The organism is Comamonas sp. w2-DMI, assembly GCF_040187735.1.
GTDB classification, from domain to species: Bacteria; Pseudomonadota; Gammaproteobacteria; order Burkholderiales; family Burkholderiaceae_C; genus Comamonas; species Comamonas terrae.
Window position 1 is genome coordinate 62,400 of sequence record NZ_JBANEL010000023.1, and the last position, 12,332, is coordinate 74,731.

10 protein-coding genes are annotated in these 12,332 nt (G+C 61.8%); 9 read left to right on the top strand and 1 reads right to left on the bottom strand.

Annotated elements, in window-relative coordinates:
• The first annotated feature begins 14 nt into the window (after positions 1 to 14).
• The 9 genes from V8Z74_RS20660 to V8Z74_RS20700 all read left to right on the top strand — a co-directional run bounded on the left by V8Z74_RS20660 (position 15) and on the right by V8Z74_RS20700 (position 9,395).
• Entirely contained in the window at positions 15 to 1,490 is a 1,476-nt protein-coding gene (locus tag V8Z74_RS20660) for an NADH-quinone oxidoreductase subunit M (RefSeq protein ID WP_349710962.1), read from the top strand.
• 24 nt (positions 1,491 to 1,514) lie between these two features.
• Positions 1,515 to 3,008: an NADH-quinone oxidoreductase subunit NuoN gene (gene nuoN / locus V8Z74_RS20665; RefSeq protein WP_066472361.1), complete on the top strand. Its 1,494-nt coding sequence runs from the start codon at positions 1,515 to 1,517 to the stop codon at positions 3,006 to 3,008.
• Positions 3,009 to 3,062: 54 nt separating this feature from the next.
• Positions 3,063 to 3,368 (top strand): DUF2818 family protein, encoded by a 306-nt coding sequence (locus V8Z74_RS20670; RefSeq protein ID WP_349710963.1) that lies wholly within the window; start codon positions 3,063 to 3,065, stop codon positions 3,366 to 3,368.
• A gap of 58 nt (positions 3,369 to 3,426) precedes the next feature.
• Positions 3,427 to 3,921 (top strand): DUF1178 family protein, encoded by a 495-nt coding sequence (locus V8Z74_RS20675; protein ID WP_066472352.1) that lies wholly within the window; start codon positions 3,427 to 3,429, stop codon positions 3,919 to 3,921.
• A 671-nt stretch (positions 3,922 to 4,592) separates the two neighbouring features.
• Entirely contained in the window at positions 4,593 to 5,363 is a 771-nt protein-coding gene (locus tag V8Z74_RS20680; RefSeq protein WP_066472346.1) for an ABC transporter ATP-binding protein, read from the top strand.
• Positions 5,364 to 5,451: 88 nt separating this feature from the next.
• A complete protein-coding gene (locus V8Z74_RS20685; RefSeq protein WP_349710964.1) occupies positions 5,452 to 6,171 on the top strand; it encodes an ABC transporter ATP-binding protein in 720 nt (239 codons plus the stop codon).
• A gap of 78 nt (positions 6,172 to 6,249) precedes the next feature.
• Positions 6,250 to 7,446 carry an ABC transporter substrate-binding protein gene (locus tag V8Z74_RS20690; RefSeq protein ID WP_066472340.1) on the top strand — a complete coding sequence of 399 codons (1,197 nt, stop codon included), beginning with the start codon at positions 6,250 to 6,252 and terminating at the stop codon, positions 7,444 to 7,446.
• Between the two features lie 59 nt (positions 7,447 to 7,505).
• Entirely contained in the window at positions 7,506 to 8,390 is an 885-nt protein-coding gene (locus V8Z74_RS20695; RefSeq protein WP_349710965.1) for a branched-chain amino acid ABC transporter permease, read from the top strand.
• A 12-nt stretch (positions 8,391 to 8,402) separates the two neighbouring features.
• Complete coding sequence (locus V8Z74_RS20700) at positions 8,403 to 9,395, top strand: branched-chain amino acid ABC transporter permease (protein WP_066472331.1); 993 nt, start codon at positions 8,403 to 8,405, stop codon at positions 9,393 to 9,395.
• A gap of 213 nt (positions 9,396 to 9,608) precedes the next feature.
• Here V8Z74_RS20700 and V8Z74_RS20705 read toward each other — a convergent pair whose 3' ends face one another.
• On the bottom strand, positions 9,609 to 11,768 hold the full coding sequence (locus tag V8Z74_RS20705) for a KAP family P-loop NTPase fold protein (protein WP_349710967.1): 2,160 nt from the start codon (positions 11,766 to 11,768) through the stop codon (positions 9,609 to 9,611).
• Positions 11,769 to 12,332: the final 564 nt, after the last annotated feature.

Genomic DNA, 12,332 nt, shown 5'->3' on the forward strand with positions numbered 1-12,332 from the left:
GGGGAATAACAAAAATGGGATTGTTGAGTCTTGCTATCTGGGTGCCGATCGCCTTCGGCATCTTCCTCCTGGCCCTGAGCCGGGAAGGGCAGGCCGGCGCGGTGCGCTGGATGGCCCTGCTCGGAGCCCTGCTGGGCTTCGCGGTGACGATTCCGGTCATGACCGGTTTCGACACCACCACGGCCAGCATGCAGTTCGTGGAAAACGCCCTGTGGATTGAGCGCTTCAATATCCACTACCACCTGGGCGTGGACGGCATCTCCATGTGGTTCGTGCCGCTGACGGCCTTCATCACCGTGATCGTGGTGATCGCCTCGTGGGAGAACATCACCGAGCGCGTGAACCAGTACATGGGCGCGTTCCTGATCCTGTCGGGCCTGATGGTCGGCGTGTTCTGCGCGCTGGATGGCATGCTGTTCTACGTGTTCTTCGAAGCCACGCTGATCCCGATGTACCTGATCATCGGTATCTGGGGCGGACCGAACCGCATCTACGCGGCCTTCAAGTTCTTCCTGTACACCCTGCTGGGCTCGCTGCTCACGCTGGTGGCCATCATCTACCTGTACACCCAGTCGGGCGGCAGCTTCGAGATCCTGGACTGGCACAAGCTGCCTCTGTCCGGCACGGCGCAGACGCTGATCTTCTTCGCCTTCTTTGCGGCCTTCGCGGTCAAGGTGCCCATGTTCCCGGTGCACACCTGGCTGCCCGACGTGCACGTGGAAGCGCCCACCGGCGGTTCCGCCGTGCTGGCCGCCATCATGCTGAAGCTGGGCGCCTATGGCTTCCTGCGCTTCTCGCTGCCCATCGCCCCCGATGCGGCGCACGAGTGGTCCGGCCTGATCATCACCCTGTCGCTGATCGCCGTGATCTACGTGGGCGTGGTGGCCCTGGTGCAGAAGGACATGAAGAAGCTGGTGGCCTACTCGTCCGTGGCGCACATGGGCTTCGTGACCCTGGGCTTCTTCATGTTCAACAACCTGGGCATCTCCGGCGGCCTGGTGCAGATGATCGCCCACGGCTTCGTGTCGGGCGCCATGTTCCTGTGCATCGGCGTGCTGTACGACCGCGTGCACTCGCGTGAAATCGCGGCCTACGGCGGCGTGGTCAACACCATGCCCAAGTTCGCAGCCTTTGCCCTGCTGTTCTCCATGGCCAACTGCGGCCTGCCTGCAACGGCCGGCTTCGTGGGCGAGTGGATGGTGATCCTGGGCGCGGTGGACTACAACTTCTGGATCGGCCTGGGTGCCGCGACAGCCCTGATCTTCGGCGCCTCCTACACCCTGTGGATGTACAAGCGCGTCTACCTGGGTCCCGTGGGCAACGACAATGTCGCCGCGCTCAAGGACATCGGCGGCCGCGAATTCCTGGTGCTGGGCGTGCTGGCGATCGCAGTGCTCTACATGGGCCTGTATCCCAAGCCCTTCACAGATGTGATGGATGTGTCCGTGGCTGAGCTCATCAAGCATGTGGCTGTGAGCAAGCTCCACTGACCAGACTGAAACGAGAGACTCGAGATGATTGACAACTTCAGCTGGCTGGCGGTCTACCCGGAGATCACCCTCCTGGTCATGGCCTGCGTGATCGCCTTGGTGGACCTGGGCGTGACGAGCGCGCGCCGCACGGGCACCTATGTTCTGACGATGCTGACCCTGCTGGTCGTGGCCGTGATGCAAGGCATGTACGCCGCCAGCGGCAACACCTTCTACGGCTGGGGCAACATGGTGGTTTCCGACGCCATGGGCAACTGGCTCAAGTGCTTCGCCACCGTGGCCATGATGGTCACCCTGGTCTACGGCCGCCCCTATGCGGGCGACCGCGACATGCTGCGTGGCGGTGAACTGTTCACCATGTCCCTGCTGGCGCTGCTGGGCATGTTCATCATGATCTCCGGCAATAACTTCCTGGTGATCTACCTGGGCCTGGAACTGCTGACGCTGTCCAGCTACGCGCTCGTGGCCCTGCGCCGCGACCATGCCACCTCGGTGGAAGCCGCGATGAAGTACTTCGTGCTGGGCGCCATGGCCTCGGGCTTCCTGCTGTACGGCATGTCCATGCTCTACGGCGCGACCGGCTCGCTGGACATCGGCGAAGTGTTCAAGGCCATCAACTCCGGCCAAATCAAGCACCAGGTGCTGGTCTTCGGTCTGGTGTTCGTGGTGGCCGGCCTGGCCTTCAAGCTCGGCGTGGTGCCTTTCCACATGTGGGTTCCCGACGTGTACCAGGGCGCGCCCAGCGCCATCACCATCCTGATCGGCGGCGCACCCAAGCTGGCGGCCTTCGCCATGACCATCCGCCTGCTGGTGGACGGCCTGCTGCCCCTGGCCATCGACTGGCAGCAGATGCTGATGGTCCTGGCCGTCGCCTCGCTGCTGATCGGCAACCTGGCCGGTCTGCAGCAGACCAACCTCAAGCGCATGCTGGCCTACTCGACGATCTCCCAGATGGGCTTCGTGCTGCTGGGCCTGATGTCGGGCGTGGTGGACGGCAAGGTGGATCCCGCGACCATCGAGAACGCCTACAGCTCGGCCATGTTCTACGTGGTCACCTACGTGCTGACGGCGCTGGCATCGTTCGGCATCATCCTGCTGCTGGCCCGCGAAGGCTTCGAGAGCGACGAGATCTCCGATCTGGCCGGGCTCAACCAGCGCAGCCCCCTGTATGCCGGCGTGATGGCCATCTGCCTGTTCTCCATGGCCGGTATTCCTCCGCTGGTCGGCTTCTACGCCAAGCTGTCCGTGCTGCAGGCACTGGTGGCCTCGGGCAGCAGCCTGTACATCGGCCTGGCCGTGTTCGCCGTGGTCATGTCGCTGATCGGCGCCTTCTACTACCTGCGCGTCGTCAAGGTCATGTACTTCGACGAGCCCATCACGGCCACCAGCGTCTCGGCGCCCCTGGATGTGCGCGTGGTGCTGACCGTCAACGGTGCGCTGGTGCTGCTGCTCGGCATCCTGCCGGGCGGCCTGATGGCCCTGTGCGCCGACGCCATCGTGCGTGCCCTGGCCTCCTGATGATGAACGCGGCGCGGCTCCAGTCCGCGCCGCTTTTCCGAGGAATGCCTTAGCGTGTCCATTACCGCTTCCATCTGGCTTGTAATCTTGGCTGCCCTTGTGGCAGCCAATTTGCCTTTTATCAACCAGCGCTGGGCCGTGGTCGGCCCGGTCGCCCAGGGACGCAAGCCCATGTGGGCGCGCCTGCTGGAAATGCTGGTGCTGTACTTCCTGGTAGGTGGTCTGGCCCTGCTGCTGGAGCGCCGTGCCGGCCAGATCGCTCCCCAGGGCTGGGAGTTCTACGCCGTCACGGGTGCGCTGTTCCTGACCCTGGCTTTTCCCGGCTTCGTGTACCGCTATCTCGTGCACCGCCGGGACTGATTGCATAAAAGCGCATACTGGGCAGCGAGGCGCCGCTTGCGTTGCCCGAGAGACCATCATGAAAGTGCTCGACCTTCATTGCCCGCTGGGCCATGTATTTGAAGGCTGGTTCGCTTCGGAAGATGATTTCCAGAACCAGCTGCAGCGCAAGCTGGTGCAATGCCCGGTTTGCGGCGACCATGACGTGACCAAGCGCCTGAGCGCGCCGCGCCTGAACCTGGGCGCGCAGCCATCCGCCCCGCGCACGCCAGCGGGTTCCGGCCGCGAGGCTGCCGCGCAGCTGCCTCCTGCCGCCGAGCTCAGTCCCCAGGCCCGCGAACACCTGCAGGCCTTGCAGGCGGCCTGGATGCAGTGGTCGCGCAAGGTTGCGGCCAACACCGAAAATGTGGGCGACCGCTTTGCCGAGGAAGTCCGCCGCATGCACTATGGCGAGATCGACGAGCGCGCCATCCGTGGCCAGGCCAGTCCCCGGCAGGCCATGGAGCTGATGGAAGAGGGCATAGGCGTCATCCCCCTGGCCCTGCCCGAAGGCGGCAGCGGCAAGCTGCAATAGACCGGTTTGGGTCGGCATGGCTTTTTGCCAGCCGGCACGCTGCAGCCGATGCGCTCTTGATTCAGTAGCTTCCAGCGCCTGCCGGGATTGCAATTCGGTATTGAATAGACTGGAAATCTGCGCATGGCTTGCGCCGTGAGCTTCGCTATTCATAGCGAACTCTTTATCTTTGTCGCCTTTCGCGCATTCGGCGACAAACTCAAGCACATTTTGCATCCGCTTGCCAGCAGCCCCGGGATGGACAAGGGGCTTTGCAGTCTCGGGGTTTTCCGCATGCGGGTTTGGCAGAGGCCGCGGCCACAGTTCCGGAATTTTTGCTCTTTTATCCATAGCAAACTGGCGCGCACACAGGCTGCTGTCGCTTGATATGTCGGCTTCTTGACAACCACCGCCATCGCTTGCCGGCCGAGCCGAAGGCGCGTTTGCCTGGCGCATCGTATGTGAGCGAATGCTTCCATGCTAGGCAAGCCATAGCAGCCTACCTAGGGAAAACATGGTGCCGTTTCAGGCGTGAAATGGCGTGGACCCTAGGAGTTTCCCGCTGCGGCGCTGCAGCACGCAGGGCCAAGATGCGACGCTGTGGACCGGCTGCGTGGGCAATGCCCGCACGGGCCGGCTTCCTGGAGGTTTCCACGATCTGCGGCCTGGCGCGCGCACGGATGAGTTAACTGATGAGCGAACTGATTCTCCAAACCCATCACCTCACCAAAGAGTTCAAGGGCTTCACGGCTGTCAGCAAGGTCGACCTGGCCGTGCGCCGCGGCTCCATCCATGCGCTGATCGGCCCCAACGGCGCAGGCAAGACCACCTGTTTCAACCTGCTGACCAAGTTCCTGGAGCCCACCTCCGGCACCATTTTGTTCAACGGCACCGACATCACGCGCGAGGCACCGGCCCAGATCGCGCGCCGCGGCGTGATCCGTTCCTTCCAGATCTCGGCCGTGTTCCCGCATTCCACGCTGCTGGAGAACGTGCGCATCGGCCTGCAGCGCAAGCTGGGCACGGCCTTCCATTTCTGGAGCAGCGAAAAGACGCTGAACCAGCTCAACGATCGCGCCATGGAGCTGCTGACCGAAGTGGGCCTGCAGGACCTGGCCGATGAAGTCACCGTCAACCTGCCCTATGGCCGCAAGCGCGCGCTGGAGATCGCCACCACGCTGGCCATGGAGCCCGAGCTCATGCTGCTGGACGAGCCCACGCAAGGCATGGGCCACGAGGATGTGGACCGCGTGACGCAGCTGATCAAGAAGGTCTCGGCCGGCCGCACCATCCTGATGGTGGAGCACAACATGAAGGTCATCTCCACGATCGCCGACCGCATCACGGTGCTGCAGCGCGGGGCGGTGCTGGCCGAAGGGCCTTACGAAGAAGTCTCGAACAATCCGCAGGTGATGGAAGCCTATATGGGGACGACCGAAGGCCAGCTGCAGGGAGGGCATTGACATATGACCCTCCTGAGCCGCCTGCTCCATGGATGGAGCGGGCTTGGGCCATGCCTGTTTTGAACGATATGCCTTGGACCGACGAACAATGAATCAGACAAGCACTCCGGCGCTGGAGATCAAGGGGCTGAACGCCTGGTACGGCGAATCCCATGTGCTGCACGGCATGGACCTGGTGGTTCAGCCCGGCGAGGTGGTCACGCTGCTGGGCCGCAACGGGGCCGGGCGCACTTCCACGCTGCGCGCCGTGATGGGCCTGACCGGTTCGCGCAAGGGCTCGATCCGGATCAACGGCGTGGAGACCATCCATCTGCCCACGCACAGGATCGCCCACCTGGGCGTGGGCTACTGCCCCGAGGAGCGCGGCATCTTCGCCAGCCTCTCCTGCGAGGAAAACCTGATGCTGCCGCCGCCGCTCAAGACCGGCGCGGCGGGCATGAGCATCCAGGAGATCTACGAGATGTTCCCCAACCTCCATGAGCGCCGCCACAGCCAGGGCACGCGCCTGTCGGGCGGCGAGCAGCAGATGCTGGCCGTGGCCCGCATCCTGCGCACCGGCGCGCGGCTGCTGCTGCTCGACGAGATTTCCGAGGGCCTGGCGCCCGTGATCGTGCAGGCGCTGGCGCGCATGATCACCACGCTGCGCGCCAAGGGCTACACCGTGGTCATGGTGGAGCAGAACTTCCGCTTCGCCGCGCCGCTGGCTGACCGCTTCTACGTGGTCGAGCACGGCCATGTGGTCGAGCGCTTCGGCGCCGCCGAGCTGGAGGCCAAGATGCCGGTGCTCAACGAGCTGCTGGGCGTCTGAGCCTTTCGCCATGGATTCACAGAGTTGGTGCTTCATTGACCCGCTGACAACAAACCCCCCCAAACCAAGGAGACCGTGATGAAAGCAAAGTTGAGCGTCCTGTCGTGCATGCTGGTGGCCGCCGGCCTGGCCAGCCCCCTGGTGCAGGCCCAGGAAAAGGTGAAGATCGGCTTCGTGACCGACATGTCCAGCCTCTATGCCGACGTGGAAGGCAAGAACGGCGTGGTCGCCATGCAGATGGCCATCGAGGACTTCGGCGGCAAGGCGCTGGGCCAGCCCATCGAGCTGCTGACGGCCGACCACCAGAACAAGGCCGACATCGCGGCCTCCAAGATGCGCGAGTGGATCGATACCCAGAACATCTCGCTGGTGTTCAGCGGCACGAACTCGGGCACGGCCCTGGCCGTCTCGCAGGTGGCCAACGAGAAAAAGCGCGTGCACATCAACAACGGCGCGGGCTCCTCGGCGCTGACCAACGAGCAGTGCAATCCCTACACCATCCACTATGCCTATGACACCGTGGCACTGGCCAAGGGCACGGGCGGCGCCGTGGTGGACCGCGGGGGCAAGAACTGGTTCTTCCTGACGGCCGACTACGCGTTCGGCCACGCGCTGGAAGCCGACACCACGGCCGTGATCAAGGCCAAGGGCGGCCAGGTGCTGGGTTCGGTCAAGCACCCGCTCAACGCCTCGGACTTCTCGTCCTTCCTGCTGCAGGCGCAGAACTCCAAGGCCCAGATCCTGGGCCTGGCCAATGCCGGCGGCGACACCATCAACGCCATCAAGGCGGCCAAGGAATTCGGCATCAACAAGACCATGAAGACCGCGGGCCTGCTGGTCTTCCTGACCGACATCCACAGCCTGGGCCTGAAGAACACCGAAGGCCTGCTGCACACCACCAGCTGGTACTGGGACATGAACGACGAGACGCGCAAGTTCGCCAACAAGTTCTTTGCCAAGACCAAGCGCATGCCCACCGACGTGCAGGCCGCCGACTACTCGGCCGTGATGAACTACCTGAAGGCGGTCGAGGCCGTGAAGACCACCAATGCCGAGAAGGTGATGGCCTACCTCAAGAGCACGCCCATCAACGACTTCTACGCCAAGGGCTCGATCCGTCCCGACGGCACCTTCGCGCACGACATGTACCTGGTGGAAGCCAAGAAGCCCAGCGAGTCCAAGAAGCCCTGGGACTACCTGAAGGTGCTGCAGACCCTGCCCGCCGACACCGTCTGGACCACCAAGGCCGAGACCAAGTGCGCGGCCTGGAAGTGATCTGATGCCCCGGCCCTGACGCTCACCGCGTTTATCGATTACCCACCAGCGTACCTCTCATGGAAATCTTCGGTGTTTCATTGCCGGGCCTGATGAGCCAGCTCCTCCTGGGGCTGGTCAACGGCTCGTTCTACGCAATCCTGAGCCTGGGCCTGGCCGTGATCTTCGGCCTGCTCAACGTCATCAACTTTGCGCACGGCGCACTGTTCATGCTCGGGGCCATGTTCACCTGGATGGCCATGAGCTATTTCGAGATCAACTACTGGGTGATGTTGATCCTGGCCCCCGTGCTGGTGGGATTTTTCGGCGTGCTCATAGAGCGCTTTCTGCTGCGCTGGATCTACAAGCTCGATCATCTCTACGGCCTGCTGCTCACGCTGGGGCTGTCGCTGCTGATCGAGGGCGTTTTCCGCTCGGTCTACGGCGTCTCGGGCCTGGGCTACGACACGCCCGAACTGCTTGAAGGCGCCACCAACCTGGGCTTCATGGTGCTGCCCAACTACCGCGCCTGGGTGGTGCTGGCCTCCATCCTGGTCTGCATCGCGACTTGGTTCGTGATCGAGAAGACCCGCATCGGCGCCTACCTGCGCGCGGGCACCGAGAACCCGCGCCTGGTCGAGGCCTTCGGCGTGAACGTGCCCGTCATGATCACGCTGACCTATGCCTTCGGCGCCGCGCTGGCCGCCTTCGCCGGCGTGCTGGCCGCACCGGTCTACCAGGTCACGCCGCTGATGGGACAGAACCTCATCATCGTGGTGTTCGCCGTGGTGGTGATCGGCGGCATGGGCTCCATCATGGGCTCCATCGTCACCGGCCTGGGGTTGGGCGTGATCGAGGGCCTGACCAAGGTGTTCTGGCCCGAGGCTTCGTCCACCGTCGTCTTTTTCATCATGGTGATCGTTCTGCTGATTCGCCCCGCAGGCCTCTTCGGCAAAGAAAAATAAGAGGGGCGCTACATGAAATCCAAGATGCCTGTTCAACGCATTGCGCCCTGGGGTTACGGCCTGCTGCTGCTGGGCCTGATCGCCGCGCCATTCCTGGGCGCCTATCCCGTGTTCGTGATGAAGCTCATGTGCTTCGCACTCTTCGCTTCGGCCTTCAACCTGCTGCTCGGCTATACGGGCCTGCTGTCCTTCGGCCATGCGGCCTTTCTCGGCGGCGCGGCCTACATCACGGGCTATACCGTCAAGGCCTGGGCCGTCACCCCCGAGATCGGCATGCTGCTGGGCACGGCCTTCGGTGCCGTGCTGGGCCTGGTGTTCGGCTGGCTGGCCATCCGCCGCCAGGGCATTTATTTCTCGATGATCACGCTGGCGCTGGCCCAGATGCTGTTCTTCGGCGCCCTGCAGGCGCCGTTCACGGGCGGCGAGGACGGCCTGCAGGGCGTGCCGCGCGGCAAGCTGCTGGGCCTGCTCGACCTGGACAGCGACCTGACCATGTACTACGTGACGCTGGTCATCGTGGTGCTGGCCTTTCTGCTCATCGTGCGCACCATCCATTCGCCGTTCGGCCAGGTGCTCAAGGCCATCAAGGAAAACGAGCCGCGCGCCATCTCGCTGGGCTACGACGTCAACCGCTTCAAGCTGCTGGCCTTCGTGATCTCGGCCGCGCTCACGGGCCTGGCCGGCTCGCTCAAGACCATGGTGCTGGGCTTTGCCACGCTGTCCGACGTGCACTGGACCACCTCGGGCCATGTGATCCTGATGACGCTGATGGGCGGCCTGGGCACGCTTTCGGGCCCGCTGCTGGGCTCTGCCGTGGTCGTGGCGCTGGAGAACAAGATCGGCGATTTCGGCACCTTCATGGCGCGCACCACGGGCATCGAATGGTTCTCCACGCTGGGCGAGTCCGTGACCATCGTCACCGGCCTGATCTTCGTGCTGTGCGTGCTGCTGTTCCGCCGCGGCATCATGGGCGAGCTGATCGCCCGACTGCAGCGCAGGAAATAGTGGTTGTCTGCTTCAAGAAAACCCAGGGGAAAAAATCAATCCCTGGGTTTGCATTTTGGGGAATGCCTGATTGAATGACTTTTATCGGCCATTTCCGGACGTTAATAAACGTCAGCTATGGGGCTGCACGGTTAAGGAGATATTGCCACCAAGCGAACTAGCACCGTGACGCGAAGGCAAGAGGTGGAGGCGCGCCAGCTATAGACTGCGCCTTCAGTCTTCATCGTCGAAGATTCCACGTGCTGTTGGGAGGCCGGCCCGCATTCGTTCCATGCCCCGCGCGTACTTTTCCACGGCAATCTTTACTAGCGAGTCGGCGTGCAGAGTTGGCAGGAGCGCTTGGGTGCGCGTTAACAGGTGCTCAAGATCGAAGTACCTCTCCAGATCCCGCGGGTCAATGTGATAAGTTGTCCTACCCACTCGGTCACCCAAGACCTGGACAGTTCCTGTTCCAAGAAACTTAGGCAGAAGGACCGTTAGCAAAGCGTCGTCTTCAATCGCCAACGCAAGCCTCGCGCGCAGAGGCGCCGGATCGGTCCAACTGGACCAGTTGAATAGAACTAATTGAGCATCATCACTTGTCAACAAGCGCTGCAAGTCAGCGGCATCAAGCCGCGAGACCACTGCGGCCTTCAAGTCCAGGACAGTAGCGTCGTCGATTCCGGCCATCCAGTCCTTGCGTTTGCTCGGATCGGAGACGGCTTCCCCCAGGCGTCCGACAACATTGATCATGGTTGAGTACGACTGGCCCTCTCGAATGCAGTGCCGGAGAAGGCCGGCTCTGTCAGTCTCGGGAATCCGTTCGAGAAGGTGATTCAACAGCCACATAACACGCCAGGAGTTCGGAACTCGCATCGTGCCGCCGCGATCGTCTGCGGCGGTCAGCAGGTCCTCGTCGAGAGCAAAGACTGCTTCAATCAGGCGCTCTGCTTGCTGTGCGGTTATGTCGTCTGGTCCTAATTTACTGAGCCGGTCCACGTAGTCTCGTGCCTTTGACCTGCCATCCGAACGTGCGACCTGCTTCGCGGCCTTGAGGGTCTCGATCAATACGGGGAGATCCGACGTGAGCTCTAGGAATTTTGTAAGTTCAGCCTGCGTCAAATGGTCATCGGGCACGCCGAACTGGAAGAAGATGTCGAACAACTCAGGCGAGCAGACGCGAAGGTCCTGGCGCCAGCGCGGCAGGAAGTCGCTGCCATAGCCCATCCTGCCGATTGCCGATTCAACCTTTGGAAACAGCCGCTTCATCAGCGCTGTTACTGGCACGCGGTCGCGCTCATTCAACGAACCCAACCATTTTTGATGAAACTCTGCAATTGCTTCGCGCTCGGGTCCGGCGTGCCCGATAACCCCTGTGAACATTTCCTTGTTGTCGCGAATTGCTTCATAGGCGGCGGGCAAAAACACCCGGACGAACTCTAGAGCGATGTAGTCGACAGGGTTGACCTCACCTGCAACGGGCGGATAGGTGACGGTCAACGCATTGATCAAGCGGATGACGTCCCGCGGCTTTCTGATGAAGTGATCCAGCCCGTCAAGATAGACGTTACCCCAATACGTGGAATCGAACTTAGCGGCCGGTAGTGAGTCGATTAGGGCATCCAAGTCAGCGAAGAACTTGCGCTGTAGGCGCGGCCTATCGACGACCGGGAGAGCAAACGATGCCTGGACAATTTTCTCCAGGTAAGCATTCCCATCGACATTCAGGGACTTCGCCAATGCTTCGGCAACAACCCGCTTGTCGAAGGACAGCAGATAGATGACGTTTGGGAAGTCAGCCAAGGCCTTGACGACTTTGAAGACCTCACGGATTTCGTCTGGAGTGAGTCGATCCAGGTCATCGATGATGAACAGGACTCGTCGTGCCGATGTCTGCAAGAGCTTGGCGATTTCCGCCTTGAGCTGCGGCACATCCTTGGTCTTTCGCTTAAGTAGCTTCAGCAGGGCGCTAACTGGCTTGTCAATCCATGGCGTGCCGGTCGTAAGCGCAACCGCTTTGGATAACGCGCCTGAATATTCGGCCATGAGTTCACCAACCTTCAATAGGGTGGCCGACTCGTTGCGGAGCTTGACTCCAAACTGCGAAAGCAGTTGTGACGCTAGTTGATCGTGCCCATTAAACCACCAGGGATTGAACTCGATGATGATCGGACAGTCGTTTTCATGGATGGTCTGCAAATCGAACTTCACTAAGTTGAGCAGGCTCGACTTACCTGCACCCCAGGGACCGTTGATCGCCATCACCAAGCCGTGCGGGCTGGGGGTCACTCGAATGGCTTTAGCAAGATTGCGTGCGAAGCCTGCGAATCCGTAAGCGTCCTGCTTCGGATTGGTAACGGGGATGTCGGAGCTCAGTTGTGCTTTGTAGTTCATTGCTTCCCTTGAGAATCCTTGGTTCTGCGCGTTCAGTGGGCTCGATTTGAACCTGCCTCGTCTGCATGAGCGAAAGACGATTTGGCTGGTTTGTCGATTGGAATACGACCACGAACAAGCGCAGACGGCTGGCTGCGCCTATCGAGGCCGACCCGCGGAGCCTATCCTAGCGTCCGCATTGATTCGCTCGCTCGCCACGACGCGATTGATCAGGTCGTGCTGCAGAACCTTGCTTTGCCACGTTGGTCTTCTTCGCGGCGCGCTTCTGAATACTCGGCCAACAAAGTTGCAAAAGCCATGGGCCGGTGTTGTGCTTGGCGGCGGACGCAACTTTGTTGCCGGTCAGGCGAGAACCCTGACCGTATGCCGAAAGCCTGCTAGGCGTCTGACTCCCTCGGTGTGGCAGTGAGAGGGGCCGACAGGCAGCTTTAGGGCAGCGAGATCGGGACAGCAGATGTCGGCTTCGGGTCGAGGCTGTGTGGAAACGCAAAAAACTATTAATGGCTGAACAATCCAACTGGCAGATTTCAGGCAAGCACGACTGAGGCGCCTTCGACGCCAAGA